General features: G+C 44.8%; 20 protein-coding genes and 1 pseudogene. 15 read left to right on the forward strand and 6 right to left on the reverse strand.

Translation table 11 applies throughout. The annotated features are described in order from the left end of the window. The first annotated feature begins 61 nt into the window (after window positions 1–61). The 4 genes from ACT89M_RS14155 (at window position 62) to ACT89M_RS14170 (ending at window position 3,696) form a co-directional block, all read left to right on the forward strand. Entirely contained in the window at window positions 62–424 is a 363-nt protein-coding gene (locus ACT89M_RS14155) for a hypothetical protein (protein WP_154889141.1), read from the forward strand. Between the two features lie 54 nt (window positions 425–478). Then, entirely contained in the window at window positions 479–1,519 is a 1,041-nt protein-coding gene (locus ACT89M_RS14160) for an NAD(P)-dependent alcohol dehydrogenase (RefSeq protein ID WP_261769269.1), read from the forward strand. A 92-nt stretch (window positions 1,520–1,611) separates the two neighbouring features. Further along, a complete protein-coding gene (locus ACT89M_RS14165; RefSeq protein WP_154889139.1) occupies window positions 1,612–2,202 on the forward strand; it encodes a TetR/AcrR family transcriptional regulator in 591 nt (196 codons plus the stop codon). A gap of 81 nt (window positions 2,203–2,283) precedes the next feature. Then, complete coding sequence (locus tag ACT89M_RS14170; RefSeq protein ID WP_154889137.1) at window positions 2,284–3,696, forward strand: MFS transporter; 1,413 nt, start codon at window positions 2,284–2,286, stop codon at window positions 3,694–3,696. Window positions 3,697–3,818: 122 nt separating this feature from the next. Here the strand turns inward: ACT89M_RS14170 and ACT89M_RS14175 are convergent, their stop codons facing one another. The 3 genes from ACT89M_RS14175 to ACT89M_RS14185 form a co-directional block, all read right to left on the reverse strand. Further along, window positions 3,819–5,108 (reverse strand): glycoside hydrolase family 27 protein, encoded by a 1,290-nt coding sequence (locus tag ACT89M_RS14175; RefSeq protein WP_154889135.1) that lies wholly within the window; start codon window positions 5,106–5,108, stop codon window positions 3,819–3,821. Window positions 5,109–5,224: 116 nt separating this feature from the next. Next, the gene (locus ACT89M_RS14180; protein WP_154889134.1) at window positions 5,225–6,106 is read right to left on the reverse strand and encodes a helix-turn-helix domain-containing protein; all 882 of its coding nucleotides are present in this window, start codon (window positions 6,104–6,106) and stop codon (window positions 5,225–5,227) included. Between the two features lie 54 nt (window positions 6,107–6,160). Then, entirely contained in the window at window positions 6,161–7,015 is an 855-nt protein-coding gene (locus ACT89M_RS14185) for a helix-turn-helix domain-containing protein (RefSeq protein WP_154889132.1), read from the reverse strand. A 157-nt stretch (window positions 7,016–7,172) separates the two neighbouring features. Here ACT89M_RS14185 and ACT89M_RS14190 point away from each other — a divergent pair, with 157 nt between their 5' ends. The 9 genes and pseudogenes from ACT89M_RS14190 (at window position 7,173) to ACT89M_RS14230 (ending at window position 20,833) form a co-directional block, all read left to right on the forward strand. Beyond that, the gene (locus ACT89M_RS14190; RefSeq protein WP_308721827.1) at window positions 7,173–9,161 is read left to right on the forward strand and encodes a hypothetical protein; all 1,989 of its coding nucleotides are present in this window, start codon (window positions 7,173–7,175) and stop codon (window positions 9,159–9,161) included. 186 nt (window positions 9,162–9,347) lie between these two features. Continuing rightward, window positions 9,348–11,669 (forward strand): glycosyl hydrolase family 95 catalytic domain-containing protein, encoded by a 2,322-nt coding sequence (locus ACT89M_RS14195; protein ID WP_154889128.1) that lies wholly within the window; start codon window positions 9,348–9,350, stop codon window positions 11,667–11,669. 289 nt (window positions 11,670–11,958) lie between these two features. Then, window positions 11,959–13,527, forward strand: coding sequence for a response regulator (locus ACT89M_RS14200; RefSeq protein ID WP_154889126.1), 1,569 nt, complete (start codon window positions 11,959–11,961; stop codon window positions 13,525–13,527). Next, a complete protein-coding gene (locus ACT89M_RS14205) occupies window positions 13,524–15,263 on the forward strand; it encodes a cache domain-containing sensor histidine kinase (RefSeq protein WP_487345295.1) in 1,740 nt (579 codons plus the stop codon). Before ACT89M_RS14200 ends, ACT89M_RS14205 begins: the two co-directional genes overlap by 4 nt. A 119-nt stretch (window positions 15,264–15,382) precedes the next feature. Then, on the forward strand, window positions 15,383–17,062 hold the full coding sequence (locus ACT89M_RS14210; protein WP_090915923.1) for an ABC transporter substrate-binding protein: 1,680 nt from the start codon (window positions 15,383–15,385) through the stop codon (window positions 17,060–17,062). A gap of 129 nt (window positions 17,063–17,191) precedes the next feature. Further along, entirely contained in the window at window positions 17,192–18,163 is a 972-nt protein-coding gene (locus ACT89M_RS14215) for an ABC transporter permease (RefSeq protein ID WP_154889119.1), read from the forward strand. Between the two features lie 15 nt (window positions 18,164–18,178). Then, window positions 18,179–19,099, forward strand: a complete 921-nt coding sequence (locus ACT89M_RS14220; RefSeq protein ID WP_090915927.1) for a carbohydrate ABC transporter permease — start codon at window positions 18,179–18,181, stop codon at window positions 19,097–19,099. Window positions 19,100–19,192: 93 nt separating this feature from the next. Beyond that, window positions 19,193–19,531: pseudogene (locus ACT89M_RS14225) on the forward strand (hypothetical protein); the annotation flags it as partial. Then, the gene (locus tag ACT89M_RS14230; protein ID WP_441342897.1) at window positions 19,523–20,833 is read left to right on the forward strand and encodes a carbohydrate-binding protein; all 1,311 of its coding nucleotides are present in this window, start codon (window positions 19,523–19,525) and stop codon (window positions 20,831–20,833) included. The pseudogene ACT89M_RS14225 and the gene ACT89M_RS14230, both read left to right, overlap by 9 nt. A gap of 177 nt (window positions 20,834–21,010) precedes the next feature. Here ACT89M_RS14230 and ACT89M_RS14235 read toward each other — a convergent pair whose 3' ends face one another. Genes ACT89M_RS14235 through ACT89M_RS14245 form a run of 3 tightly spaced genes read right to left on the reverse strand, consistent with a single transcriptional unit; the run spans window position 21,011 to window position 22,652 of the window. Beyond that, a complete protein-coding gene (locus tag ACT89M_RS14235; protein WP_154889115.1) occupies window positions 21,011–21,286 on the reverse strand; it encodes a barstar family protein in 276 nt (91 codons plus the stop codon). Between the two features lie 11 nt (window positions 21,287–21,297). Further along, window positions 21,298–21,738 (reverse strand): ribonuclease domain-containing protein, encoded by a 441-nt coding sequence (locus ACT89M_RS14240; RefSeq protein ID WP_154889113.1) that lies wholly within the window; start codon window positions 21,736–21,738, stop codon window positions 21,298–21,300. 53 nt (window positions 21,739–21,791) lie between these two features. Continuing rightward, window positions 21,792–22,652, reverse strand: a complete 861-nt coding sequence (locus ACT89M_RS14245) for an AraC family transcriptional regulator (protein ID WP_154889111.1) — start codon at window positions 22,650–22,652, stop codon at window positions 21,792–21,794. 206 nt (window positions 22,653–22,858) lie between these two features. Here ACT89M_RS14245 and ACT89M_RS14250 point away from each other — a divergent pair, with 206 nt between their 5' ends. Both ACT89M_RS14250 and ACT89M_RS14255 read left to right on the forward strand, forming a co-directional pair. After that, window positions 22,859–24,388, forward strand: a complete 1,530-nt coding sequence (locus tag ACT89M_RS14250) for a glycoside hydrolase family 43 protein (protein ID WP_154889109.1) — start codon at window positions 22,859–22,861, stop codon at window positions 24,386–24,388. A gap of 90 nt (window positions 24,389–24,478) precedes the next feature. Continuing rightward, the gene (locus ACT89M_RS14255) at window positions 24,479–26,014 is read left to right on the forward strand and encodes a glycoside hydrolase family 43 protein (protein WP_154889107.1); all 1,536 of its coding nucleotides are present in this window, start codon (window positions 24,479–24,481) and stop codon (window positions 26,012–26,014) included. Window positions 26,015–26,117: the final 103 nt, after the last annotated feature.

Here is a 26,117-nt window from a genome sequence, read left to right on the forward strand (position 1 = left end):
ACGTATTGTATCTACATCCATATAAGGCCATTTTAAATCCTTTGCAAAGGAGTATTATCCTATGAACGAACCCGTACCTGAGATTGTACAACGACAATCCATTGAAGCCTTTCAGTCTGCGATCCGCAAATCGGAGAACGCGCTGAAGAACATGAAGGGGAAGGAAGCTAATACATCTGTTATAGAGAAACGTCTTCATGCGCTAATCGTCAGTTTATATATATTGGAGCACACCTGGAATGGGAGAGATGACCAACATTATAGCGGCTTGGAAATATCCGAGGCACGTCAAGTGATGAACAATCTCCTTCCTTCTCTTGAACGAATGATGGAGAAGTCGGCAGCTGGAACACCTCAATATACCTTGCTTGAAAGAAGAATTCGAGCTTTTCAATTGGCTATTCAAGCGATGGATCTGGTTTAGCTCAAACCCTGAATGTGGTTATTAAAATTTGGTGATAAACGGGGAGTAGGTATAATGAAAGATATGGATGCTTATGATTATATCTCCAAACAGCATAGGATGAACGCGATCGTTTATGACACATACGGAACAACGGAAGTGCTCCGTATGGAGCAAATTGCCGTACCCGTTCCTCAGGATTATGAAGTGTTGATTGAGGTTTACGCTTCATCGGTTAATTCATGGGACTGGGATCTGCTTCGCGGTAAACCATTCATTAACCGTATAGGAGCTGTTCGTAAACCGCGCTATCGCACACTTGGAGCAGACGTAGCAGGGAGGGTAGCTTTAACGGGTTCTTTGGTAACACGATTTAAACCAGGAGACGAAGTTTTTGGCGATCTTTCTGGCTGTAGCTGGGGTGCATTCGCAGATTATGTATGCGCTTCTGAAAGGGCACTTACCTTAAAACCGGATGGAATTTCACATGTGCAGGCTGCTGCCATTCCTCAAGCTGCTGTTCTGGCGTTGCAAGGTCTGCGAAACCACGGTAAGTTGCACAGAGGACAGCATGTCCTGATCAATGGTGCGGGCGGAGGCGTAGGAACATTTGGTATCCAATACGCGAAGCTGTTGGGAGCTGAAGTAACTGCCGTGGATCGAGCTGACAAGTTACATATGCTGCAAACCGTGGGCGCAGATCACGTTTTGGACTACAGGGAGGTGGATTTTACTGCTTTCGGAACCACGTATGACGTAATCCTGGACGTTATTGGTAATCACTCCGTAACGGCACTGAAACATGCACTTGTAAAGGGGGGAAGGTATGTCATGATTGGAGGACCAATGCCTCGCATTCTTATGAACCTGTTATACTCGCCATTTATCTCCACATTAGAACAAAAGAAATTGTCTGTTTTGGTTCACAAGCCGAATCATGAAGATCAACTCTTTTGGATAGAGCAGGTCAAAGAGGGCAGAGTTGTACCTGTTATTCATCATGAATATGCTCTGCATGACATTGCTAAAGCTATTCAGGATCTAGCCGAAGGCAAAGTGAAAGGTAAAGCAGTGGTTTCTATCCGAAAACCTACTGCTGGTTCTGCTTATATTTGAAATTTCATTGAGATACTTGACAAAGAGATAAGCAAAAGGTAGTCTTCTCTTATGACAGTGGTCACTGACATTGCGATAATAAGGAGAGCTTAATGTCCAATTCAAGTAAACGGAACACAAGAGAGAAGTTAATGTTAACGGCGATTGAGCTGATCTCGGTTAAGGGATATAAAAGTGTTACAACGCAGGAGATTGCCTTAACCGCCGGCGTAAGTGAGAAGACGTTATTTCGCCACTTTGGTACGAAACTAAATCTGCTCGAGAGTGCATTTGACGAATATCATTATGTCGCAGAAATGACACGACTTTTTGAGGAAAAAGTCGTGTGGAATCTGCATTCTGACTTATTGTTAGTTAGTAAAACTTATCATGAAATCATGCATAAGAACCGTAAACTATTCATGATCAGTCTGAAGGAAATGAATCATTTGCCTGAGTTAAGAACACGAACGATAAGACATCCCCAGCAGTTACTTGAGCTTTTAACCCGATATCTGCAAACGATGTACCAGCAAGGAAAGGTGGTTCAGATCAACGCTGAATTACAGGCTTTCTCCTTCATGGCATTGAATTATGGCTTGTTTATTAACCATATGGAGGATCATGTACATTTTCCGTGGCTTTCATTAGAAGATGTGATTACCGAAAGTGTGTGGACGTTCACTAGGGCGCTAACGCCCTAGTATTTTAAGTCATAATATGACAGTAAGTACTGACAGTCAATTTTGCGTGTTTTTTAGTAACGTAATGAAAAGAGGGAAACGATGGAGACCACAGAGAGTTTAGAGATCCAGTATACATCTGCAACGGGCGAAGAAACTGCACTACTTCGCGTGCTTGTCTTCACTTTGATCATCTCCGTAATGAACGGAATGATGTTTAATGTTGTCCTACCCGTCATTGGAGATCAATTCGAACGGTCGGCTTCCGAGACAAGCTGGATCGTTACCGGATATTTAATTGTATACGCCGTTGGTACAGTCACTTACGGGAAGCTAACAGATCGATATAGCATTAAACATTTAATCACATTTGGACTCTTATTGTTGGCTGCTGGCTCCGTTATAGGAATTCTTTCTACTTCCTACTTTATGATTATTTTGGCTCGTCTGATTCAGGCCGCAGGGGCTGCCGTCATTCCAGCTCTGGCCATGATTATACCAGTTCGATATTTTCCGCCAAACAAGCGTGGTCAGGCACTCGGTACTTCTGCGATCGGAATCGCCCTGGGATCTGCGTTAGGTCCTATTGTTGCCGGATTCGTATCCAGTGCACTTAATTGGAAGTTTCTATTTGCGATTCCGCTACTTTCGCTGTTGACGCTCCCCTTCTATAGAAAGTATTTGAATGATGAGAGGGGAGGGTATGAAAAGATGGACTATCTAGGAGGCATACTGCTCGCCGTAAGCATTGGAGCCATTTTGCTCGCACTGACTCAATTAAATTTGTGGTATTTGCTAATGGGCATTGTAGTTTTAGCCTTGTTTATCCTTCGTATTCTCCACGCAGCATCACCGTTTGTGCAACCAGCTGTTTTTCGCAACCGCTCCTATACATGGGGAATGATTATTTCATTTGTGTTAGTTGCATGTGGATTTAGCATTCCATTTATTATCCCGCAACTGTTAACCCATGTGTATGATGCTTATCCGGCTCTGACAGGTCTAATTATGTTACCATCGGCTCTGACTGCAGCATTACTGGGAAGACGAGGAGGAAAGTTAGCGGATGAGAAAGGCAATGTCTTTTTGATTTATACAGCCTCGACGATGCTTGTTATCGGCTTCATAAGCCTATCGTTTGCTGCCGGCGTGTCATTGTTTTTCGTTTCATCTTTTCTAATCTTGGCGGTTCTTGGTCAATCATATATGCAAATTGCGCTGTCTAATACGATCGCACAGACCCTTTCCAAAGAACAGGTCGGCATTGGTATGGGACTACTGTCGATGTTTAATTTCATCGCGGCTTCTGTATCTACAACCGTTCTTGGCAAGGTCATCGACGAGGGAGCACAACAGATGCGTTTCAATCCTTTTATCAGCCGATCGTCTGCATTTGTATATAGTAATCTATTTATTGTGCTTGCCATGTTGGTTGTGGTAATGACTTTTGTGTATAGATGGCATTTTGATCGTAAGCCCGAAGGACAAATGAATGGATCATCTACATTGTTCTAATAAAGCCGAAAATGCTCTTCCAAGCCAATAGTTACAATCCGTTTTTTTTAAAAAAATAGAGAAGAAGAGGTCTGTCATAAACGACAGGCCCCTTCTTTATGGAACGGTTCAGGTCAAATGGCTCACGCAAAATGGTACAGGCGCACACCGTGCGAAGGCACATCCGTGCGTAAAATATCCTCGTTAACCTCTGTCACATCGCCACTCCATAACTCAGTTCCATGGCTTGTAGCAGAAAGGGATAAACCAACTGTATTGAGATTAAGTTCCACCGGGAGTGCTGACTGCTCGCCAACATTAAACACAGCTACATAAGTGGAACCATCGACATGAGATGCCGTCCATACGATCAGATCGCCCTGATGTAGCGCTTCTCTAGCACTATGGCTCTCACGATGCATACGCAGAACCTCACGGTTTGTCAGCAAGGACAGCGTCCAGTCATCGTTATCCCGCAACTCACCGCCAAAGATGAGAGGAGAACGGAAGATACTCCACAGAGACATCATCGTCAATTGCTCATCCTTAGTGAATCTTGTCCACCGATCGGCTCCACCTCCATCCACAGAGCGAATACCAATGTGCCCCAGAGGCAACATATCACAATCCGGCCAACATCCCTCCTTAGGAAGGCCCTGCCACTTACGGCAGCGGTCGAACATATCTAGCAAAAGTGGCCACTGATCCCAGAAATCATCCGTTACCCGCCACATGTTAGCCTGTTCCGCGAAAAATTCAGCGTATTCCACGGGGGCAGGACCGGGAGACAGACTTAATACCATGGGACGTCCGGCACGTCTGATCGCCTTCGAGATCATCTCAATCTCAGGCTGATGTGTGTCATATAATCTGGAGGCAGCGATATCATCCACTTTGACCAGATCGACACCCCATGAAGCATACAATTCAAACAATGAATCATAGTAGGCTTGCGCGCCTTCTTTGTGGTGATCCACCCCATACATATCGGTATTCCATGGGCAGATGGAGTTGGTATGAGCGATCTCACGGGCGGTGGAGTTTGTTCCTAATAGAGCTGTGTCGGAATGAACTGCTTGCCTTGGAATTCCGCGCATAATATGAATGCCGAATTTCAGTCCCAGACTGTGAACATAATCAGCAAGTGGTTTGAATCCCTGACCATCCGCAGCTGAAGGAAAGCGGTTTTCTGCAGGCATCAGACGTGAGTATTCATCCATAATCAGTGGAACGAAAGGGCGGTATTGCGATGAGTTAGCCAGAGGTTCATACCATTGAATATCAACGGTGATGTAACTCCAACCATATTCTTTCAAGTGTGTAGCCATATACTCCGCATTACCGCGAATTTCCTTTTCAGTGACGGCAGCCCCGTAGCAGTCCCAGCTGTTCCAGCCAAGAGGGGGTGTTGGTGCAACAAGAGTATGATCCATTTGAAGGCTCCTTTACCTGACGTAATTTAAATTATTGCTTCAGTAACATTCATCATAATGAAGTAAAATACAATAATCTACAGTAATGTTGAGTCTTCAATAGCAATATATTGCGGTCAGTCAAAAAATAATCTGCGGTATACGAGACTTTCGCCACCGCTTCGAAATTCCCCAGGTGTAAGTCCAGTTAATCCTCGAAAAGCTTTGATAAAATAACTTCCACTGGAGTATCCCACTTGTACCGCAATCTGTTCGATGCTTAATGTCGTGCCGCGAAGCAACTCCATCGCTTTCTCGATTCGAACGCGGGTAAGATAGGCACCTGGAGTGAGACCTGTGCTAGCCGAGAATCTGCGAATGAAGTGATATTTGGACAGAGAGACATGCTCTGCAAGCTGATCCACGCTGACCATACTGGCGTAATCGGTTTCAATGTACTTCGTAGCCTGCTGAATATGTTCCGGCCAGTTCTCCCGATTATGACGTGTTGTCGTCTGTAAACGAACAAGTTCTGTCATGAACTGATACACACTGGATGAGGCAATCAAAGGGTCCGTTATCCTTCCTGCCGCCGCATCCGTTACAATCATTCGCAGCAGACGGATGGGAGCAGAATCCATGGGGAGAAAAGCGACCTCACCTGCTTCTCGCACAAACTTCTGCCAATGAGCCTGAATGAGATCAGGACGGAATAGTAGGAAGATGAAATGCCATGGCTCATCAGACTCTGGATGATAATAATATCGATGAGCGCTAGGGATCTCAGTAAGAAAAGCCTGTCCGGAGGTCACACGGTATGTACGGTCCTTTGTTTCATAAATACCTTCTCCTGCAAGGGTGTACTGAAATAAAAGAAGAGGACCATCCGTTCGTTCCAGCCCATCCCAGTAATACGACGGATCAGTAATGATATCGCTCCCCGTTGCATACAGCTTACAAAGCTCAAGTTCACGATCTTCGGCAAATCGAAAACCATAGGTCCCTTTTGAAAGTTCCATGCATATCCTCCATCCTTTGATCATTGGGTCAATACCGTCATTCAACAATAATTATCATTCCTCACTCGAGTGTTTACGTACAAACTTACCTGGTGATGTTCCGACCATCTTGGTAAAACTGCGAATAAAGTTGGCATAATCGCCGAATCCGGAATGATAACAGGCCTCGGTAATACTCATACCTTCCGATAAACAGATTTGGGCGAGCTCGATGCGGCGGTTAAGTATATAGTTTCGAATCGTTAGTCCGGTATGTTTTTTGAATTGACGGCTTATATAACTGCTGTTGGCAAATAGTTTTTCTGATAAGTGCTGAAGTGTGAGAGACTCGGTCAGATTCGTTTCGATATAGTCCATCGTATTACGAACCAGTTCAGGCATAATGTCGGTGGGCACAAAATCCGTATGTTTAAAAGCCAGATTGGTCATGAGAAGCAGTCGGGCGATCAGCATATTTCTCATAATATCAGCACCGTAGTCTGAGGTTAGCAACATTTGCTCCACTTGGGTTGTAAGATTGAGAAATGACTCTAACTCTTCTTCATTCAAATGAATGATATTGCCCTTACCTTTAGGCCGATGATCAAAACAGGCAGAGAGGTTGGTAGATGATGTGGATAATCGATTAAGATATGATTTTTGCAGATTAATTGTGATTCGTTCATATTCATTCTTATCGAGTGCAAAGGACCGATGCATTTCCTCTGGACTTAAAACAATAAGATCACCTCGCTCCAGATGGTAACATCGATTCTCAATATAGAAATTCACATTGCCGCGAAGAAAAATGTACAGCTCATACCCATTATGCCGATGGTAGAATGTGCCCATATTGTAGGTCGTGACACGATGCAGATACAGCAGATCCATCTGAATGGGATCATACTGGTACTCCTGCGATTCATTCATATCATGAAAGCCTCCTAATCGTTTGGCGCAATAAATATCACGATCTAAGCAATGAAATTGCGAACCTGAACTTATAAAATGGTACCATCCTAGCACCTTGGTTTAAAATTTGCAAGCGTTTTCTGAAGGGACAGGGAAAACAGAATTGGAGGATTGTATGGAACTGATCTTTACCGCACGCAGTAAAAGGCAGGAAGGGACAGCCTATACCGGTATTAGCACGCATAATCTTCGGGCTGACGTAAATATGAGTGCCGGGACAGGCTGTGCAGATGATCCAAAGCAGGCACAGATTACCATTAAGAATGAAGACAGTCAACGGTGGAGTGGAGTGATTCATGTAGAACTTGCTTTTGACAAACAGCAGCCCAGATTTTTTCTGCCTGCCTTTATGTATGGTCGTAATCGGGGAGAAGCCCCCCAAAACGTACCTAACGAATTTCCAAGAATTCGTGACGGAAAACCATCCCGCCCTTCATCCCCTTGGTGGATGGTTCGAAGCGATCGTTTATCGCATCCGGCTGCACTTGTATATGATTCGGGCCGAATTGTCGGGCTAAGCGCAAGCCCATATTGGGTGGAAAGCAAGCATAGTGGACAGAAGCAGCCGTGGTATCCGGGTCAAACAGGAACTTTTCTACAATATGGAGGTTTCACATGTTCAATAGAGAAAGGCACCGTTGGTTATACCTTAGGGTATGAGAATGCTCCGTTGCTGTTTATCAAATCAAGACTTGTGCACGAGCGCTCAGCCTTGGCAGAGAGCGTCTTTGTGTTGGAAGCAGGAGAATCGGTGGCGTTCACCCTTGAATTATATGATTATGAATCCTCTTCGCCCTTGGGTATTAACCCTGCATTAGAGCATGTCTACCAAAAGTACCATGAACACCCTAGACAAGGAAGCGACATCCGCACAGCAGTATCCGACATGTCCGCTGCTGTTCGAGACTACGCGTGGCTTCCAGATGACCGTCACTATTCTACTTTTGTGTACGAAGACGCAGAGAGCGGGGGGTATCGGTATAACAAAATCATCTCGATCAGTTGGACCAATGGCATGACCATTGCAACCCCCATGCTGCTTGCAGCATTGCGTCAGAACGATGAACCCATGCGTCAGCAGGCTTTGTCCTGTATCACAAACATTATCGAAAATGCGATGAATTCCGAGTCAGGACTTCCGTATGATGCTTATCAGGATGGAAAATGGAGCATTAAAGGCTGGTGGTTTGACGGTATGCGTACACCAGGTCACTCATCCTATCTCGTTGCACAAGCCATGTTTTATATCCTCAAATGTTATGACTATGAATGTCGCATAAGGCAGATTAGACATGATGACTGGCTCGCCTATGTGAAGCAAGTACTTGAATGCCTGGAACGGAGCAAAAATGCGGATGGCGAATATCCGACGATATTATCCGAACGCACGGGTGCAGGCCTGGAGTATGACGCTTTTAGCGGGGCGTGGTGTCTTGCTGCGAAAGCTTATTACAGCTGGTTGATCAATGATTTATCCGATTTGGAGGAAATGAGACGCAGTGAAACACATTATTACAATGCCTATGTGAAACAGATGGAATGTTATGGTGCTCCGCTTGATGCGGACAAAGCAGTGGATTCGGAAGGCATTCTGGCATATATCAAAGCTCTCCGTTTCCTGCATGCACTCTCCGGTGAGGAAACGTTCCTTGATCATATGAGAGACGCCATCAGCTATGAGTTCAGTTTTAAATTTTGTTATAACTCGCCAGTGCAGATTCCGCCGCTGAGTACATTGAACTGGTCAAGTTCTGGAGGAAGCGTCACTTCGGTAGCTAACCCGCACATTCATCCCATGTCGAGCAATCTCGTTGATGAGCTTTTGTATTATCTTCAGCATCGTGAGGATGACTATATCCGTCAGCGTATGAATGATACGATCGCTTGGGGCTGTCAAACCTATAATCGTGTTGATGGTGAATATGGTTTTGGCAAAAAAGGATGGATGTCCGAGCGCTTTTGTCACTCGCAAGGACTCGTTACGGAGACTTATGCCGATGGTACGCCGGCAAGCACCTGGTTCTGTCTGATGCCGTGGGCCAGCGGCTCCATCATCGAAGGTCTCGTTGGTGACTACTGGGATCAAGTCACCTCCAGCGATTGAATAGATATGATTATGCCTCCAAACGGGTTAGCATTGTGAAGGTTTAGGTTAGTTTTCTTCATTCTACGAAGCCGGGTGAACAAAGTAAACTGATTATACGGCCTGTAAGATGGGTCATATTGAGTCCTGTTCGTCATGCTGCTAGTGCAGCAGTGAACCTTGGCATCTCTCGTTGGAGGTATAATGATGAATACGAATAAAATTTGGTTTGATCACGCCGCGGAGCAGTGGGAAGAAGCCTTTCCGATTGGAAACGGAACCCTCGGTGGTATGGTATTTGGAAAAACACATCTAGAGAGAGTACAGTTAAATGAAGATAGCCTTTGGTACGGCGGACCGATGGAGCGGAACAACCCGCATTCACTTCAATCACTGGATAACATAAGGGAACTTCTGTTTCAAGGCCAGATTCGGCAGGCAGAGGAACTAGCGTTAACCTCATTAGTGGGTGTGCCTGATGGGCAACGACATTACGAGCCGCTTGGTGACTTCTATGTAGCCATGCATCATGCAGACGAAGAGACAGCAGAGTATCAGAGATATCTTGATTTGGAACAAGGGATCGCTAGCGTTCAGTACACAGCAGGTAACACACAATACAAGCGAGAATATTTTTCAAGTTATCCTGATCAGGTCATAGCAGTCCGTCTCTCTAGTAGCGTGCCAGGTGAATTATCATTCACAGCGTTGTTCGGCAGAGGTTCCGTGTTACAATGGTCGCCGTTATCGGGAGCGCTAAGACATCCGGTCGGGTTCCAATCGTTGATCGATCGAATCGAACAGCGCAGCAATGGTGAACTGATCGTCCGGGGAAGAAGCGGGGGAGAAGGTGGGATTCGTTTTTGTTGTGCGATTAGGATCATGCACGAACAAGGAGAACTTCAGTATTCGAGTGGTCAAATGTCACTTTTAAATGCTGATTCCGCCACCGTGCTGATCGCAGCATGCACTGATTTTCGTTATGACAAGGAAGATTTGGAGGCAGAATGTTTACGAAGAATAGATGCGGCCTCCGCCAAAACGTATGATCAGTTACTTCAGGATCATATCACTGACTATCAGGCGCTGTTCAAACGAATGGATCTGCATCTGGAAGGTGGACACACAGATACCAGTTATATGACTCTGCCGATGAATCAACGACTCGAGCGTCTTAGAGCAGGCGGTGATGATCCTGAACTCGTAAGTTTGTACTTCCAGTTCGGGCGATACTTGCTAATCTCCAGCAGCCGGCCCGGTTCGTTACCTGCCAATCTGCAGGGCATATGGAACAAAGACATGCTTCCGGTATGGGATAGTAAATACACCATTAATATCAATACAGAAATGAACTATTGGCCAGCCGAGAGTTGTAATCTGCCGGAGTGTCACATCCCGTTATTTGATTTTATCGAGCGACTACAGGAACGTGGAAGGGAAACGGCCAGCAAGATGTATGGCTGTAGCGGATTTGTAGCACATCATAATTCTGACATATGGGCAGATCCTGCCCCGCAGGATGTCTGTCTAACGTCGACCTTCTGGACGATGGGCGGCGCGTGGTTGTCTCTTCACCTGTGGGATCATTATGAATACGGTAGGGACAAGATTTTTTTGAAAAAAGTATATGAAACGATGAAAGAGGCAGCTTTGTTTATTCTGGATTTCCTTGTACAAGACCCGGAGGGGAATCTCACGATATGTCCTTCATCCTCACCGGAAAATATCTATATCCTGGATAATGGTGAGTCGGGTGCGCTTTGTTATGGGGCATCGATGGATAACCAGATTATTCGGGAGTTGTTCACGCGGTGTATTTATAGTACACACATTTTGCAACAAGATCAGGAATTTGCATCACAGTTACAAGAAGCATTAACTCGCATTCCGGATATCGCTGTGGGAAAACACGGACAGATTCAAGAATGGAGCAAGGATTACGATGAACTTGAACCAGGTCATAGACACATATCACATTTGTTTGCGCTGCATCCGGGATCACAGATTACTCCGAAAGCGACGCCTGATCTGGCAAAGGCCGCTCGTGTTACGCTGGATCGCAGACTTCAGCATGGCGGCGGACATACAGGCTGGAGTCGGGCCTGGATTCTGAACATGTGGGCCAGACTGGAGCAGGCTGAACAGGCACATGATAACGTTATGGAGCTGCTTCGTTCCTCGACACTGCCTAATTTATTCTGTGATCATCCTCCGTTTCAGATTGATGGAAACTTTGGAGGTACGGCAGGCATAGCCGAAATGTTGCTCCAGAGTCACGGCGGTGAGATTCGTTTACTTCCTGCGTTGCCAAAAGCATGGCCTACAGGTTCCGTTCGAGGGCTGCGAGCGCGCGGCGGATTTGAAGTGGATATGGAATGGAGCGAAGGGAAGTTGCTTCATGCCAGCATACGTGCAAGCGAGGCAAGTAAAGTCAGCGTTTCTTATCTGGATCAACATATAGAACTGAATTTTCAGAGTGCACAAGATTCAATTATTTTAAAAGGGGAAAAGTGGAAAGTAACCTCTTGATTAGAAGGATAAGGATATAGCATAAAATTCACCTCTATTTCTTAAGCGAAACGTCCGGGTTAAACTCGGTTCTGTTTCGCTTTTTTTATATTATGAAGCTGATGTCTGTACTTTCGCGCAATAAAATCAACGATTCACGCAATGAATTTGCTCACGGCAAAGGATAGAATGAGAACCATCTTGTATAAATAGCTGCAGAATTGTAAGCGGTTTCTAATTATAATTGGAATATACCGTTTTTTGTTGATTTCATTCAACGATTTTCGCTTGAAGGGAAGGGGCAGATCATATGTTAAAAGTACTTCTGGTCGACGATGAGATGTATATCCGTAAAGGAATGCATGAACTGATTGATTGGCACAGTCTTGGCATGGAGATTGCGGGGGAAGCAGAGAATGGACTGGAGGCGCTGAATAAGGCGGAGTGTCTACATCCTGATGTCATTATTACCGATATCCGAATGCCTATTCTGGATGGACTCGAGCTCATCCGTGCCGTTGACAAGTCACCTACGCTAGAGCCTGTGTTTATTATCATTAGCGGTTACCATGATTTCAAGTATGCACAACAAGCAATAAGGTACGGTGTCCAGGATTACATCCTCAAGCCGATTGATGACGAAGAAATGACCGCAACGCTGCAAAAGGCGGCTAACCTGATCCAGAATAAGCGAAAACATGCATTTTTGGAGGAAGGACAAGCCAGTCGAATTATGTTAAAAGATATGATCAAGGGTCAGATTCGAAAAGAAGATGAGATCCGGTATGCAGAAATGTTAGGTATTGACCATCAGACGTCATTGATCATTGTGCTGTTTGAATTACAAACAGGCTCAGAGCACCGGAAAGTGACTCTTCACCAGGTTAATGAAATCCTTCATTCGTTGGCGGATCATCGGTTCAACCTATACGTTATTGAGGAACAGCTAGGTAGATTTGCCTTGATTGTTCTATTGAAGGAACCCTCACCAAAACAACGTGTAGTCGATAAAATTCAATGGATTCAAAACATGCTCAGCGACCACCTTGGCGCAGATGTAGGCTTGTACGCAGGTACATTAATAGATGACATGAGCGATGCACCTCGGTCTTATGCGGAAGCAGAGGAAGCATCCAAGCATAAATTTGCAGAGCCTGGAAGTGTTGTCCATTATGCAGAAGTGAAGGATAAAGCGTTATACGTATTTAACATAAATCAGGAAGAGGTTGATCCCCTAATTCTAAGTCTGGAAGAGCGAAATCGTGAGGCTCGTCATGAGATTGTGCACGATATGTTTAACAAGTTTCACTCTCGCCGGTTTTCTACTCAGGCAGTTACAGGTTCTCTGTTGCGTTGCATTACGGGCATACTCGCGGTTGTGCATGAAATGGGAGGTACGGACGCAGGGTTACAGAAACTCAAGTTATTAGCTGAGCAAGGTCAGGATGGATGGAATTTGCGACTATTGAAAATTGCATTTTTGACTGCATTGGAGGAAGCAGAGGAGTATATTGCGCAACTGCGGATGGAGCAGTCCAAAGGAGATATCAACAAGATCAAACGATATATCGATTCCCATTACATGGAGAATATCAGTCTCAAAAGTATAGCGGCCCAGTTCTATATGAATCCGGTCTATCTGGGTCGACTTTTCCGTAAAAGTTACAACCAGTATTTTAATGAGTATCTGCTGAATCTTCGGGTTCAGGAAGCCCAGAAGTTGCTTCGCCAGACGGATCTGCGAATGTATGAGGTGGCGGCTCGTATCGGATTTCAGAATGCGGATTATTTTGTGACCCAGTTTGAGAAAATCGTTAATATGACGCCAACAGCCTACCGTAATCTTCTCAAAGAGGATGGACAGCGGGGGGCCCAATGATCAGGTGGAAGTGGAACTACATGAAGCTTCGGGACAAATTGTTGCTGATGTACGTGTTATCGGTGTTCATTCCGATTGTTGTGACGAATGTCGTTTTCTATCAAGTAACCACAGCCAATATCCGTAACCAGAAATCTCGTGATGCCGGAATGGCGTTAAACAATCTGAAGAACGAATTACGTGTGACGATTGACCAGGGGGTAGGTCTGTCGTATTCGCTCTATGCTGATCCTGTATTCAATGACACGTTATCTCGTTCGTTTGAAAGTAACTCGGAGTATATTCGGGCATATAACTCCTATCTCAAAGGAGAGTTTTCCGGTCAACTGAGTCAAGGCATTCGTTGGTACCAAGTGTATACCGATAATCCAACGATTTTGTCCTCAGGCTACATTGAACACTTAAATGAAGCGGTTCGCAGCACGAGCTGGTATAAGCAATTACAGGATAATGTTGTACCTTATCCAACCTTGATTGCAACCGATCAGATGTTAAGCCTCATCCAGCGGTTAAACAATCAGGACACGGGCGGTATCGAACAATTACTCAAAATTGACTTTAATATGGATCTACTCCAAGAGCAATTTCGCAACAGCGGTTTTGATGGCAAAGTGTATTTGGTTGATCCAGGAGGCCATATTCGCTTTTCGAATGATATAAGCACAGAGAATGTTTCAATTGGACAGCTTTACGGAAAAATGGAATTCCCCAATAAAACCATTCGATTTGATCGTGTCTATTCTGGCATTAACTATTTGGAAGGGTGGTCCCTGCAAGGTGTGATGGATGAGGAAATCGTGTTACAGGAAGTTCGTAAATCACGATCCTTCGTCGTCTGGCTGGCATGTATCAATTTCGTGTTGCCTTCGATTATCATTGCGGCGATGTCCCGCTCCATTCACGTCAGACTGGTACGTATTCTCAAACATATGAAAAAAGTAAAAACACAAAATTTTCAGACCATTCCTCCTGAAGATGCAAGGGACGAGATTGGACAATTGACAACCGAATTCAACCGGATGACCGAGACGATTCGGAATCTTATTGATGAAGTATATCTAGCGGATATTCAAAAAAAAGACCTGGAGCTTAAACAGCAGCAGGCGCAGCTTCATGCATTACATAGTCAGATTAATCCGCATTTCCTGTTTAACACGCTTGAATCTGTGCGAATGCGGAGCCTGATCAAGGGCGAGAAAGAGACCGCTAAGATTGTGCATCATATGGCAAAAATGTTCCGTAAGTCCATTAGCTGGAATCAGCATGACGTGACCGTGAAGGAGGAACTGGAGCTAATCGACAGCTTTTTGCAAATCCAGAAGTATCGCTTTGGGGAAAAACTCCAGTATTATATTGAAGCTGATCCTGAAGCGTTAAAGTACCGGATACCAAAAATGGTCATCTTGCCATTCGTGGAAAACGCCAGCATACATGGCATTGAATCTACACCGGGTGAAGGGATTATTCGGCTTGTTGTTCAATTGGAGGGTCAGAATCTTCGTATCGGACTGGAGGATAACGGTATTGGCATGTCCGCAGCAAGATTGAAAGAATTGGTAGGATATCTGGAACAGAATATGGATATGGGTGAGCATGTAGGGATGAAAAATGCCTATAGCCGGTTGAAACTTTGTTATAGGGATCGATTCTCTTTTTCTATCCATTCAGAGGAAAGCAAGGGGACGTGTATACAAATCAGGCTCCCGCTTGATGGAGATGAGTCTGAAGTTAAATGATGGTTCGATATACTTTTTAAAGAACAATGTACAGTTTCATGGGTAACTATGAAAGCGTTATCTTGATATATTGAAAATGCTTACATACACCGTTTAACTAAAAAGGGGGAACAAAACACATGTTAAAACCGCTTTTGAAAACGACAGGATTAGCCGTATTATTGGCATCCCTGTTGGCTGGGTGCTCGTCAGGCAGCTCTTCTCCAGGGGCTTCGTCTACAGCAAAAGAAGATGATAATAGCCCGGTTACATTTTCGTATTACATGTTTTCTTCGGGCAAGAAAGATACTTTGGCAAGTGAAACAACGATTGGTAAAGAACTGCAGAAGCAGACAGGTGTAGATTTTAAATTGGAATATCTGGTTGGTGACAGTGCGACTAAAGCTGGCGTTATGATTGCGTCCGGAGACTATCCTGACGTCATCGCCTCCAGCGGAGAAATGTCCAAATTGCTGGATGCTGGAGCTTACATTCCGTTAGATGATCTGATCGAAAAATACGGTCCGAATATTAAGAAAGTGTATGGCCCGTACTTCGATAAAATGAGAAACCCGGAAGACGGTAAAATCTATGCGTTGCCATATACGGCTAACCAAGGTGAGTATTCAGGTAGCCCTAACATTGGCGGGGGGGCATTCTGGATTCAACGTTCTGTATTGAAGGAATTTAATTATCCTAAAATTACGACGCTGGATGAATATTTTGATCTGATCGAGGACTATAAGGAGAAACACCCGACAGTGGATGGAGCCGAAACGATCGGGTTTGTATCCCTTGCTGGCGTAGCCAATAACTTCTTCACGTTGCAAAATCCAGCCATGCACCTTGCAGGATATCCAAATGACGGCGGCGTTATGGTAGATATGCAAACCCATGTCGCAAGAACCGTTTCAGGTACAGAAGAACAGAAACGCTGGATCAAAAAGCTGAATGAAATTAACGCCAAAGGTTTGCTTGATCCAGAGTCATTCACCATGAACAAGGATCAGTATTTGGCAAAACTGACTTCAGGACGTGTTCTCGGTTACTTTAACTACGCATGGCAAGTAGGAGATGCAACGAAAAACTTGCTGGCAGCAGGTATCGATGAGAAACGTTATGCACCGCTCCCGATCGTCTTCGATAAGAGCATCAAGGACCAATACATTGATCCTCCTGGCTTCGTAAACAACTATGCTACGGGTATTACCGTAAATGCGAAAGACCCGGAACGTATCATCAAGTATTTTGATAATTTGCTCAAAGAAGAGAATCAGATTCTAATCCAGTGGGGGATCAAAGATCAGACTTATAGTGTAGATGAAAAAGGGCGCTACTATTATGCGAATGATGAACAGCGGAAAATTCACGACGATGTCGAGCTTGGCCGTAAATTCGGATTTACCTATTTCAGTAATGACTGGCCACGTTATGGTGGAGAATCGACACTGTCCGATGGGAATGCATTTAATCCAGGCAATCAGCCGGAAGTTGTCGCAGGAACATATACAGAAGGGGATAAAAAATTCCTGGATGCCTATGGTATCAAGACGTTCAGTGAGCTGTTCAACAAACCGGAGGAACGTCCTTGGTTCCCGGCATGGTCAATTGCGCTCGAACAAGGTTCTCCTGAACAAGTTTTCACAACCAAATCGGATGACATACAGCGCAAGTACTTGCCTGAGATGATTTTGAGTGCACCTTCGAACTTCGATAACCTGTGGAATGCTTACATGGCTGAATTTAGCAAGCTGGACAAAGCAGGATACGAGAAAAAGATGACTGAAGTCATTCAAAATCGTGTCGCAGGTAAATGGTGATTTAATCAAGACCATATAAAATAAACTGTTACGTGCGCTGGAGAGAGAGTGGGAATCGCTTCCTGATGTATATCTCCGTTTATACTCTCTCGCGCATGAATAACAGATAGGGAAAGGAGTAACTGCATCGTGGAGGAACCCAATGTAACTCTTCAACCGATTCCACCTACTTCGCATCGAAAAGGGAACCGCGAAACCAGCTTTTACAAACGACTGATACAGCAGCGCACCCTGGCTTTTATGTGTATTCCCTTTGTGATTTGGGCATTTGTATTCAAATATTTGCCGTTATGGGGCTGGACGATGGCTTTTCAGAACTTCAAACCGGCAAGAGCTTTCGCGGATCAGCAGTGGGTGGGGATGAAACATTTCCAAACACTGTTTGAAGATAATACGTTCTATCGAGTGCTTCGAAATACGCTTGTGATGAGTTCTATTAAATTGGTGCTTGGGTTTGTCACAGCGATTACCTTGGCACTTCTTTTGAATGAATTGAAAAATATTATTTTCAAACGTTTTGTACAAACCGTCAGTTATTTGCCTCACTTCATTTCTTGGGTTGTTGCTTCAAGTATCGTGCTCACCGTATTGTCACCCGATGGAATCATTAACCTTATTCTTATGAAGCTGCACTTGATCGACAGTCCAGTGCTGTGGATGGGGAAAGGCGAGTATTTCTGGGGTATACTGGGGGCCACTGAGGTATGGAAAGATGTTGGCTGGAACACGATCATCTATCTGGCGGCGATTACAGCCATCGACCCTGCTCAGTATGAAGCGGCAGAGATTGACGGAGCCAGTCGTTTTAAACGCATGTTATATATCACATTGCCAGGTTTAAAACCGGTTATCGTCATTTTGCTCATTATGAATATGGGAAGTATTCTGGAATCCGGATTTGAACCTCAATATTTGCTGGGCAACGGAATGAATATGGATTATTCTGAGAACCTGGATATCTTTGTCTTGAAGTATGGTTTGGGAATGGGGAACTTCTCTTTGGGTACAGCAGCAGGGATTTTCAAAACTGTGGTCAGCTTCATCTTCCTCTTTACCGCCAACTATATCGCCAAAAAAATGGGAGAAAGCAGACTATTCTAAGAGGAGGCCTAGGCCATGCCAAAAGCAAAATCATCCCGCTTGCGGAACAGTAGCACCGGGGACCGGGCGTTTGATGCGATTAATATCACGTTTATGATCTGTTTGATGATTGTTACAATCTATCCGTTTATCAATATGATTGCCGTATCTCTCAATGATGCGAATGACGCCATACGCGGAGGGATCTATTTGTGGCCACGGGAGTGGACACTGGATAACTACAAATATATCTTCGGAGAATCCGACATTTACCATGCTACGCTGATCTCGGCACTTCGTACGATTATCGGAACGATTGTCTCCGTTTTCTGTACCGCGATGCTTGCTTATACACTTAGCCGGCAGGAATTCGTACTGCGTAAGTTCGTGACGATGTTTTTTGTCTTCACGATGTATTTCAGCGGAGGACTCATTCCAGGGTACCTGTTGATTCGTGATCTCGGGCTGATTGGATCTTTCTGGGTCTACATCATTCCGGGTGTAATCGGTGTGTTTAATATGATCGTCATTCGTTCTTTCATTGAAGGATTGCCTGAGGGAATTCTGGAGTCGGCCCGTATTGACGGAGCGGGAGAATTTACAACGTTTATTCGAGTGGTACTGCCATTAACGATTCCAGCGATGGCAACCGTTTCTCTTTTCGTGGCGGTAGGTCAATGGAACTCCTGGTTTGACGTTTTTCTCTACAACTCGTCTAACAAGGAGTTAAGCACACTACAATATGAATTGATGAAGATTTTGCAGACGTCAACAACGGCGGCAACATCATCGGCAAGTGATGTGTATCAGTCTGCTGAGAACAGCGGAGTTGCCGTGACACCAACTTCTATTCGGGCAACGATGACTATTATTGCAAGTGTTCCAATTCTGATGGTATATCCTTTCCTGCAGAAATACTTCGTCCAAGGTATGACCATCGGAGGCGTAAAGGGATAAAAGTTAGGTTAAGGTTAAGATTGTTGTGTTCTAATCTGAATGGTCGGGAGATGAGAAATCGTGAATTCTATGTTCAAAAAATCACTCTGTACGATGCTTGCAGCGTTAACAGCACTACCCCTGTTTTATGTACCTGCTTCCTCCAAAGTAATGGCGGCGAACGATGCTGTAATTAACGTAACTGCACCTAAACAATTGATTCGGGGTTTTGGAGGTATGACGCATTCCGGCTGGATCGGTGATCTCACTGCCTCTGAGAGGGAAACCGCTTTTGGCAATGGGCCTAACCAGCTGGGCTTCTCTGTACTAAGAATTCCGATTGATGAGAACAAGAACAACTGGCAACGGGAAGTGGATACAGCCAAAAAGGCGATTGAACATGGTGCGATTGTATTTGCATCTCCTTGGAATCCACCAACAGATATGACGGAACTGGTCACCATCGGCACTACTTCGGGCGGTGGTTCAACGTATGAAGCTGAATCCTCGACAACGTTGACCGGGGCTGTAGCGGGGAGTTCTTTGACAGGATATACAGGATCAGGTTATGTTACTTTCCAAAATGCGAGCGGCTCGGCTGTTCAGTGGAATACGATTCTGATTGGCAGCACCGGCACCAAAAACATTAAAATTCGATATTCACTTCCTTCAGGAACGAGTAACCTGGATGTATACGTGAACGGCACATTAGCGCTTAGTAACGTACCATTTGAAGCTACAGGCAGTGGAAACACTTGGAAGGACAAATCGATTCAGGTACCAATGGTGAATGGTACAAGCACGTTGAAGCTGGTTACTACAGGAACGGGTGGACCGAACATTGATAACATCAACGTAACCGCATATACGCAGATTACACAGGCCAAACGACTCAAGTACGACAAATACGCGGCTTACGCTCAATATTTGAATGAATTCGATACATTTATGAAAAATAACGGCGTCAACTTGTATGCGATTTCCGTACAAAACGAGCCTGACTATGCCCATGACTGGACATGGTGGTCTCCGGAGGAAATGCTTCGTTTCATGAAAGAAAACGCGGGTTCCATCAACAATCGGGTCATTGCCCCGGAATCCTTCTCTTATGTGAAAAACATGTCGGACCCTATTTTGAATGATCCGCAAGCCCTTGCGAATATGGATATTTTGGGTGCACATACGTATGGTACGCAATATAGCGACTTTCCATATCCGTTATTTGAACAAAAGGGAGCAGGAAAAGAGCTTTGGATGACAGAGGTGTACTATCCGAACAGCGAGACCAATTCTGCAGATCGCTGGCCTGAAGCTTTAGGAGTAGCGGAGCATATGTACAATGCGATGGTTGAAGGTAATTTTCAGACGTATGTATGGTGGTATATCCGCAGACATTATGGACCGATCAAAGAGGATGGAACGATAAGTAAACGTGGCTATAGTATGGCTCATTACTCCAAATTCGTGCGTCCTGGTGATATCAGAGTAGATGCAACCAAAAATCCGGCAAATGGTGTATATGTCTCGGCATACAAGGGAGAGAACAACAAGATCGTTATCGTTGCTATTAACAAAAATACATCAGGCGTGAATCAGCGATTTACTGTGCAAAATGGAACAGCCTCCGCTGTATCCTCCTGGGTAACGGACAGCACACGTAATCTGGCGGCCGGCCCTGCGTTGCAGATATCCGGCAACGGATTCTCGGCAGACCTGCCAGCCCAAAGTGTAACAACATTTGTTGTGCAACCGTAAGGTAGATGTAAATAAAGTGAACAAGGCAAGAAGCAAAAGAGCAAGTATAGATATAAGGAAGAGAAGAACGAGGCAAAGAAGTAAATAGAAGTGAATTGAAGTCAAAAGAAGTTAAAATAAGATAGCAGAATTTAGTAGAAGTTAAAAGAACAGGTTGCCCTTAGGCAGCCTGTTTTACTATGACCATAACTCTAATGAGAATTCTTCAATCTCTTGCTCTGCTTCGCGCATTAAATCAAGCACCTGATCTGCATAATCACCGAGCTTTTCTCTGCTTATATCAAAGTGACTCCAGCGGATCGTCAGCGGCATCTTGACTTCACCTGTCAAGGCATCCCATAGAGCGTCCAGATTGTGTCCGTAATATTCATCCAATTGCAATTTATCTTGCAACAACTGATGGAGTGATTCCCGATTAAGAAGGTAACGACCGTCGATCTGAATGATATTCATGTGTTCCTCCGTTATTTGATCTGTTGAAAAGTCTTATAATGATCGGTGGTTTGATAGATTAGACCGTCATTCGAATATAGAATCCGGTCGCTTCCGCGTTTTCCACCAGTATAATGGATATCCGCCTCATACCAGATCCGACCTTTTTTATTGGGAAGCAGCCCTTCGCGATTTCTGAATACGTCACCGCCAATGCTCTTTCCTGGAGCGACTTGACCCAGATTGCCTTCACTAGGCTCCCAGCCCAGCTTACGAGCTTCTTTTTTCGTAATATAATTGGGCGGAAGTTCATGATGCTCTTTGATATAATCGGCGACCTCCTGAAATCCCATCTCTTTGGAGGGTTGACCAGCGTGAGAACTGGTATTGGTAATAATCTGTGAGGTACAACCTGCAAGCAATAATACGGAAAGCAAGACGAATAGAGGATACAACCATTTTCTTAAAAGCATGTTCTGATCTCCTTTTAATGATGACAATGCTCTTAATGGTAATCGGTTTCCGGCTACAAATCAATTCTAACCTCGGCTTGCCGATACCTCGTATATTTTCCCGGTGAGATTCCAACGATCTTGGTAAAGCTACGAATGAAATTGGCGTAGTCACTAAAACCTGACTGGAAGCAAACATCTGTGATGCTCAGTCCATCTGTAAGAAGTGTTTTGGCAAGTTCAATGCGTCTACCTAGAATGTAGGAGCGAAGCGTAAGCCCGGTATGCTTTTTAAATTGCCGGCTGATGGAGGTGCTGTTCATATAGAATTGTTCGGCCAATTGTCCGAGAGTAATATGTTGCGTGATGTGTGCTTCGATATATTCCATCGTTCTGCGTACCAGTTCAGGCATGATGTCTTGGGGTACAAATGAATTATGCTGAAACCACTGGTTGATCAGAACAAGTAGTTGTGCCATAGCAGCATTGGTCTGCACGTCTGCACCGTACCTGTTAGAATCAGCGAACTCTTCAATCTGACGGGTCCAATACAGAAGCTGATTTAACTGGTTCTCATTCAGATGAATGATGTTGCCACTTCCGTCAGGGCGATGATCGAAACAAGATAATAAATTCGTCAAAACTGTGGATAGCTGGCACACATAGGTTTTCTTGAGGTTAATCGTGATTCGCTCATATTCAGTCTCGTCCACAATAAGTGTCCGATGCATCTCCTCAGGAGATATGACAAGCAAGTCACCACGCTGCATGGGATAACAACGATGATCGACATAGAAGTGTACATTTCCTTGCAGGAATAAGTAGATTTCATACGCGTTGTGGCGGTGATAACTGGAATCATACCTGTAGGTTGTTAGCGGATGGCGGTACAAAAGCTCTGGCTGAATCGCATCATAAAAATAATCAGAAGACATATGGTAGAAGTACCTCCTGTCATTTCACGCAATAAAACATGCAAACTACGCAATGAAATTGGACTTAGTTTCACTTAAAATGTAATCATCCTATCATGAAAACGTTTGATTTGCAAACGCTTTCTATTTGTTGTGCCCTAATATATGGATACCTGATTAGATATGAAAATAATGCAAGATCCATTCTATTTGCGGGAGGAAATGAAATGAACAATGAAACGATGGCACAAGCTGGGGAGCAGAAGACTGAAGCTGGCTTAACGGGTCACTTGCAGCATACACCAAAGGAGATTGGAAAGCTTCGTCCCAACGCCAATCCTCTAATGGCACACAAATTCGGAGCTGATCCTTATGCACTCGTGTTTAATAACCGGGTCTACCTCTATATGACCAGTGATAAACTGGAGTATGATGCGAATGAGATTCCTCAGAAAAACAGTTATCAGTCGATCAATAAAATTACAGTCATCTCATCGGATGATTTGATCAACTGGACAGATCATGGGGAAATCAAAGTAGCAGGTCCAGAAGGGGCAGCTACCTGGGCTTCCCAATCTTGGGCTCCAGCAGCTGCACATCGCAATTTGAATGGTGAAGATCGTTTTTATTTATATTTTGCCAATAATGCCAGCGGTATTGGTGTTCTGAGCGCACCAACGCCTATAGGGCCTTGGACAGATCCGATCGGAAAAGCGTTGGTGACAAGAGAAACGCCGGGTGTTGAAGACGTAACGTGGTTATTTGATCCTGCTGTGCTTGTGGATGATGACCATCAAGCTTATCTTTATTTTGGTGGAGGCGTGCCTGAGGGGAAACCAGAGCGTCCGGATACGGCGCGAGTGATGAGACTTGGAAAGGATATGGTCAGTGTTGAGGGTAAGGCCAAGATCATTCCTGCTCCTTTTATGTTTGAAAATTCGGGGATACATAAATATGATAACATCTATTATTACACTTACTGCTCCAACTTTTTTCAAGTTGAACGTGACGAGGATAGCCCGCCGCCGGGAGAAATTGCATACATGACAAGTGCGCAGCCTATGGGTCCATGGACGTATCAGGGAACAATACTTAAAAACCCGGGCCACTTCTTCGGGATTGGCGGTAACAATCATCATGCTATTTTCCCACTGGGGAATGAGTGGTATATTGCTTATCATGCGCAGACTCTGTGCCAGGCGATGGATATCCCGGAAGGGTATCGTTCCACACATCTGAACAAGGTGCAGTACGAAGAGACAAGTGGAAGAATCAAAGCGATTCAAGCGGACTACGAAGGTGTAGATCAACTGAAATCTTTCAATCCATACCAACAGGTCAGCGGGTCAACGATTGGCTGGAATGCGGGAGTGATCACCCGTCAAATAAGTGGTTCGGGTTCGGAGCAAGCGGAACAAAGCAAGTCTCCAAAACCAGATGAAGTGGTCAGTGTGATGCATGAAGGAAGCTGGATTGCGATCTCGCGTGTGGATTTTGGTCAAAAAGGGGCGGCAAGCTTTACTGCAACCGTATGCAGTCAAGGTGGATCGTGTACTCTTGAACTTCGACTAGGGCGAGAAGACGGTAATTTAATTGGAAAAGTGCATATTCCTGCATCAGCGGAGGGTCAAGAATGGATGGAGGCATCGACTTCAATAACTGGCGCTCAGCATGAACACGACCTGTATCTTGTACTGAAACCATCAGAAGAAAACCCATGCATCCTTTTAAACCAATGGATGTTTGAAGAAGCCTAACATCAGGAAGGGATTTATCCTGTTGATTGGAGAGCTGGAGCCAGAGTGAACAGCTATGATGCTGAACTCCGAAAAGAGGTGTTTTACACGATGTATTCAAATCCGATTATATGGGCCGATTATCCGGATGTGGACGTCATTCGGGTAGAAGATACGTATTATATGGTAAGTACGACCATGCATATGATGCCTGGATGTGTTATTCTCCGGTCATATGACCTGATTCAATGGGAAACCGCTTCGTATGTATATGACAGACTGGATAATACACCAGCCCAGCGGCTGGAGAACGGGCAGCAGATCTACGGAAAAGGCATGTGGGCGGCTTCACTCCGTTATCATCAAGGCAAGTTCTACGTCATTTTTGTAGCCAATGATACTCGTAAAACGTATCTGTATACTTCTGAAACGATAACCGGACCTTGGAATAAACAGATTGTAGAAGGATTCTACCATGACTGCTCGTTATTTTTTGATGATGACGAACGGGTGTATCTGGTACATGGTAATCGAGAGATTCACTTAACCGAATTAAAAACCGATCTCTCCGGACCCAAGCCGGAAGGGAGGCATCGCATCCTAGTGAAAGACCTTCAGCCGCACTACTTGGGTTATGAAGGAGCACATTTTTACAAAATTGAAGGTATCTATTATGTCTTCCTGATTCATATGACGAAGGAAGCAGGGCGACGAACGCAAGCTTGTTACAGGGCGGATACGCTGGATGGTACATTTGTTGGCGGAGAAGTGTTCAATGATGATATGGGATACTTTAATTCAGGGGTTGCTCAAGGCGGAATCGTGGATACACCGGATGGTGACTGGTACGCTGTGCTTTTTCAAGACCATGGGGCCGTAGGGCGAATTCCGGTTCTGGTCCCGATGCGTTTCGAGGAAGGCGTACCTGTATTTGCAAAAGAGGCTCCGAAACAAATCGATCTGGCCAGCACAAGACCGGGCTACCGTTACCAACCGCTGGTTGCAAGCGATCGTTTCGAATATACGCTGGATGGTCAGGGTAATGTGCGACTTCGGGATGTTTGGCAGTGGAATCATACACCGCATGATGATCTGTGGTCTGTTACGGAAGTACCGGGAGTGTACCGAATTCGAACGGGTCAACTTAGCCCTAACCTGACGTTTGCAGTGAATACACTCACTCAGCGGGCCATGGGGCCGGCTTGTATAGCGTCAGTAACATTGGATGGCAGTGGCCTGAACGATGGTGATTATGCAGGTTTATGTTTTCTGATTGGCACGTATGGTTTGATTGCAATGACAAAACATGAAGGCAAGTACTATCTCGTTATGCAGGCCAGAGTAAGTCAGGATAACAGCATATTTGGCAGTATGATTGACCAGGAGCCTGCCACGGAGTACGCCCGCATACCTGTAACAGGACCTGTAGTGAAGCTGCAAGCCTCAGCCAATTTTGTAGATAATCAAGATGAATGCCGCTTCGCCTATCTGGATGGGGCAGATTGGAAGAGCCTCGGGATTCCGCACAAAATGGTCTACAAGCTGGATCACTTCATGGGCTGTAGAATTGGATTGTTTCTGTTCTCCACACATGAAATAGGGGGCATGGCCGACTTTTCGAATTTTGAATATCATATCTCTCCGTAAATCCATCCTTGCTCAGAGTTATAAATAAAAGTCGCCAAACGGCGGCTTTTTCGTACTCATGACAGATCAAATGTTGTACAATGATAACAATTATGGAAAAAAG

Source organism: Paenibacillus sp. NN59 (assembly GCF_057597225.1).

Excerpts from the sequence above, each read along its gene's own strand:
- ACT89M_RS14200 (WP_154889126.1), top strand. The coding sequence starts at position 11,959 with ATGTTAAAAGTACTTCTGGTCGACGATGAGATGTATATCCGTAAAGGA.
- ACT89M_RS14235 (WP_154889115.1), bottom strand. The coding sequence starts at position 21,286 with ATGAATATCATTCAGATCGACGGTCGTTACCTTCTTAATCGGGAATCA.
- ACT89M_RS14180 (WP_154889134.1), bottom strand. The coding sequence starts at position 6,106 with ATGGAACTTTCAAAAGGGACCTATGGTTTTCGATTTGCCGAAGATCGT.
- ACT89M_RS14175 (WP_154889135.1), bottom strand. The coding sequence starts at position 5,108 with ATGGATCATACTCTTGTTGCACCAACACCCCCTCTTGGCTGGAACAGC.
- ACT89M_RS14155 (WP_154889141.1), top strand. The coding sequence starts at position 62 with ATGAACGAACCCGTACCTGAGATTGTACAACGACAATCCATTGAAGCC.
- ACT89M_RS14160 (WP_261769269.1), top strand. The coding sequence starts at position 479 with ATGAAAGATATGGATGCTTATGATTATATCTCCAAACAGCATAGGATG.
- ACT89M_RS14185 (WP_154889132.1), bottom strand. The coding sequence starts at position 7,015 with ATGAATGAATCGCAGGAGTACCAGTATGATCCCATTCAGATGGATCTG.
- ACT89M_RS14210 (WP_090915923.1), top strand. The coding sequence starts at position 15,383 with ATGTTAAAACCGCTTTTGAAAACGACAGGATTAGCCGTATTATTGGCA.
- ACT89M_RS14165 (WP_154889139.1), top strand. The coding sequence starts at position 1,612 with ATGTCCAATTCAAGTAAACGGAACACAAGAGAGAAGTTAATGTTAACG.
- ACT89M_RS14230 (WP_441342897.1), top strand. The coding sequence starts at position 19,523 with ATGACGGAACTGGTCACCATCGGCACTACTTCGGGCGGTGGTTCAACG.
- ACT89M_RS14255 (WP_154889107.1), top strand. The coding sequence starts at position 24,479 with ATGTATTCAAATCCGATTATATGGGCCGATTATCCGGATGTGGACGTC.
- ACT89M_RS14190 (WP_308721827.1), top strand. The coding sequence starts at position 7,173 with ATGGAACTGATCTTTACCGCACGCAGTAAAAGGCAGGAAGGGACAGCC.
- ACT89M_RS14240 (WP_154889113.1), bottom strand. The coding sequence starts at position 21,738 with ATGCTTTTAAGAAAATGGTTGTATCCTCTATTCGTCTTGCTTTCCGTA.
- ACT89M_RS14205 (WP_487345295.1), top strand. The coding sequence starts at position 13,524 with ATGATCAGGTGGAAGTGGAACTACATGAAGCTTCGGGACAAATTGTTG.
- ACT89M_RS14195 (WP_154889128.1), top strand. The coding sequence starts at position 9,348 with ATGAATACGAATAAAATTTGGTTTGATCACGCCGCGGAGCAGTGGGAA.
- ACT89M_RS14250 (WP_154889109.1), top strand. The coding sequence starts at position 22,859 with ATGAACAATGAAACGATGGCACAAGCTGGGGAGCAGAAGACTGAAGCT.
- ACT89M_RS14220 (WP_090915927.1), top strand. The coding sequence starts at position 18,179 with ATGCCAAAAGCAAAATCATCCCGCTTGCGGAACAGTAGCACCGGGGAC.
- ACT89M_RS14245 (WP_154889111.1), bottom strand. The coding sequence starts at position 22,652 with ATGTCTTCTGATTATTTTTATGATGCGATTCAGCCAGAGCTTTTGTAC.
- ACT89M_RS14170 (WP_154889137.1), top strand. The coding sequence starts at position 2,284 with ATGGAGACCACAGAGAGTTTAGAGATCCAGTATACATCTGCAACGGGC.